The sequence below is a fragment of the Micromonospora sp. NPDC002411 genome (assembly GCF_053592955.1).
On record NZ_JBSFBM010000535.1, the window covers coordinates 1 to 2,987 of the forward strand.

4 protein-coding genes are annotated in these 2,987 nt (G+C 70.2%); 2 read left to right on the forward strand and 2 right to left on the reverse strand.

Annotated elements, in window-relative coordinates; genetic code table 11:
* Together ACWCO3_RS33445 and ACWCO3_RS33450 are read left to right on the forward strand one after the other, a co-directional pair.
* Positions 1 to 835: LysR family transcriptional regulator (locus ACWCO3_RS33445; protein ID WP_450013938.1), on the forward strand; the 835-nt coding region annotated here is incomplete at its 5' end.
* A 44-nt stretch (positions 836 to 879) separates the two neighbouring features.
* Complete coding sequence (locus ACWCO3_RS33450) at positions 880 to 1,329, forward strand: GNAT family N-acetyltransferase (protein ID WP_355026078.1); 450 nt, start codon at positions 880 to 882, stop codon at positions 1,327 to 1,329.
* Here the strand turns inward: ACWCO3_RS33450 and ACWCO3_RS33455 are convergent.
* Together ACWCO3_RS33455 and ACWCO3_RS33460 are read right to left on the reverse strand one after the other, a co-directional pair.
* Positions 1,286 to 2,230: an NAD-dependent epimerase/dehydratase family protein gene (locus ACWCO3_RS33455; RefSeq protein WP_450013940.1), complete on the reverse strand. Its 945-nt coding sequence runs from the start codon at positions 2,228 to 2,230 to the stop codon at positions 1,286 to 1,288. The two genes, ACWCO3_RS33450 and ACWCO3_RS33455, sit on opposite strands and share 44 nt — an antisense overlap.
* Positions 2,231 to 2,294: 64 nt before the next feature.
* Positions 2,295 to 2,987, reverse strand: a 693-nt coding sequence (locus ACWCO3_RS33460; RefSeq protein WP_450013942.1) for a trypsin-like serine peptidase, incomplete at its 5' end; no start/stop codon positions are given.

Sequence of the window (2,987 nt, forward strand, 5' to 3'; positions counted from 1 at the left end):
GCTCCGCTACTTCGTCGCGGTCGCGGAGGAGTTGCACTTCGGCCGCGCCGCCGCGCGGTTGCACATCGCCCAGCCGGTCCTGTCGCGGCAGATCCGGGCGTTCGAACACGAACTCCGCGCCGAGCTCTTCGTCCGGGATCGCCGCTCCACAGTGCTGACCGAGGCCGGCCGGCAACTGTTGGCCGATGCCGGTCCGCTGCTCGCCTCGGCCGACGCGCTGCGTCGGCGGGTGCAGCGCGCGGCGCACGGCCGGCAGACGTTCACCATCGCGTTCATGCCGGGCATCATCGTCACCGCCGAGGCCCGCGCCATCGCCCAGCTGCACCCGGACCTGGCCGTCGGTGTCGTCCGCACCTCCTGGGAGGACCAGGCCGAGGTGGTCCGCGAGGGGCGCGCCGACGTCAGCTACGTACGGCTTCCGGTCGACCAACGTGGTCTGCGCCTACGCCCGCTGTTCACCGAACCCCGTGTCGTGGTCCTGCCCGACGAACACCGGCTGGCGGGTAAGGAGTCGGTCGACCTCGCCGAGCTGGTCGAGGAGCGCCTGCTCCAGGACCCGGACGCGGTGCCCGAGTGGCGGGACCTGCCGAACCGTCCGATCGACTCCGACCCCCGCCCCCGGCCCGAGCTGAACTCCGTCGAGGAGAAGCTGGAACACGTCGCCGCGTACGCCGGTGTGGTGATCCTGCCGCTGTCGACCGCGACGTTCTACACCAGGCCGGGCGTCGTCCACGTGCCGGTCGACGACCTCGGGCCCAACCAGGTGTGTCTGGCCTGGGCCGAGGACAACCGGTCACCGCTGGTGCGGGAGTTCGTCGAGATCGCCGCGCGCTGACGCCCCGCACCGGCCGCGGTGGGGGCTCTGGTTAGGCTCAGGGCATGTTCCGTGCGGCAGGGCCCGACGACTTCGCGCAGATCATCCACCTCTACCGGCAGCTCAACCCGGACGATCCGGTGCTGGACGACGGCTCGGATGTGGCGGCCTACCAACGGATCCTCGACACACCCGGGCTGAGTCTCTTCGTCCTCGACCTGGACGGGGTCGTCGTCGCCACGACGTACCTCAACGTGATCCCCAACCTCAGCCGGTCGGCGTCGCCGTACGCCGTCATCGAGAACGTGGTCGTCGAGGAATCCCGGCGGGGCACCGGTCTGGGTCGGCAGATCATGGCCGGCACGCTCCAGGCCGCGTGGGACGCGGGCTGCTACAAGGCGATGCTGATGACGGGCTCGCGCACTCCCGCCACCCACGCGTTCTACCGCGCCTGCGGGTTCGCGCCCGACGTCAAGACGGCGTACCTCGCTCGACCGCCGGCGTCGGACGGCTAGCGAAGGTCTCGCGTAGCGCGACGTCCAGCGACCGGCCGGTCGTCGGCTCGATGAACAGGTCGGTGAGCAGGAGGTCGGCGACGTAGGTGGGGTTGACCCCCGACTCCTTGCCCCCGAGGCCCTGCAACGCGCCGCCGAGACGCAGGGCGGTTCGTGCCGCGCCGGCCGGCAACCGGGCGACCCGGCGGCGTCGACCGACCGCCTCGGCGATGCGCGCGAGCATGTCGGACCAGGTGAGGTTCTCGTCGGCGACCGGAATGTCCGCACCGCTGGCCTGCTCCAGAGCGTCGGCCGCGACCTCGGCCACGCTGCGCGCCGAGGCCGCGGCGCTTCCGCCGGTCGGTGCGACCAGAGGTGTACGCGAGCGCGCCCACCGGTCCAGCGGACCGGCCCAGTTCGGCAGCCGGTCGCCGGCCCGACCGAAGACGAAGGGCAGTTCGAGGACGGCGACCGGCAGATCCGGACCGGCCGCCGCCCGTCCCTCCCGGGCCTGCTCGACACGGCACCGGATGTACGTGTGCCGCTCGGGGAGCCGCCACTGCGGATGCAACCTGTCGAAGTAGGTGTAGTACGAGCCCATCACCACCCCACGGGTGAGGCCCTCCGCGCGGGCGGCGGTGAACAGGCGTACCACCGGGTCGACGTTGTCACGGCGGAACTGCGGGTAGATCGGCTTGGGCAGCGGCCGCTGCTCGTCGGTCCGGGTGGCGTACACGACGCCGTCGTGACCGGCGAGCAACGACCGCAGCTCCTCTGTCGAGGCGGACCCGACGTCCAGCAGGTGGTCGACCCCCGGATGGGAGGTACGCGCCACAGCGGTCGTGGCGTGACTGCGCTCACGCAGCACCTCCACCACATGAGCACCGATCAGGCCGCTGCCACCCACCACGAGAATCCGCACGCACCATCGTCCACTCTGGAGACCTGTCCTTGTCAACCCACGACCGCCGCCGGCGGACCGTCGGTCACTGCTTGTTCTTCGCCACGTTGTAGATGTCCAGGACGTCGTCGTCGAAGTAGGGGCCGTACATGTTGCCGGAGAACTTGTACGACATCACCGAGTTGACGAACCCGAACCGGAGGTCGTTGTCCCACGCTCGCAGGAACGGACCACCGCTGGCGCCCCGGGTGAGCGGGCAGTCCTTCAGCTTGATCCGCTGCGCCCCGGCGGCCTTGGTGGTGCCCTGGTCGTAGTACTGCGACTCGCCGTCGTACGGCGGCTCTGCCGGGTAACCCAGCAGCAACACCGAGAGCTTCTTGGACTGGTTGACGCTGAGCCCCTGCCCGCCGGTGACGTGCACGAGCCGTTTGCCGCCCCGCGGGTGCATGGTGACGAAGGCGAAGTCCCACCAGAGGAAGCCCCAGTCGACCCAACCCTCGACCGAGGTGAACTCCTTGGGGAACCAGAGGCCGTGCACCGCGACGCCGTTGGTGAACTCCGGCGCGTACGCCCAGTTGTCGTACCAGACCGATCCGCCGTCACCGGGGTGTACGCAGTGACCGGCGGTGGAGACCAGATTCGCCTGCGGGTTGTTCACTGTCGCGCCGGAGCAGAAGAAGTCCTCGTTGTTGTGCCGGAAGAAGACTCGACCGACCCCGGGTGAGGCGTTCACCGCCTGGGTTGCCTGGCTTGCGCCCCTGGCCGCCACCCCCAGACC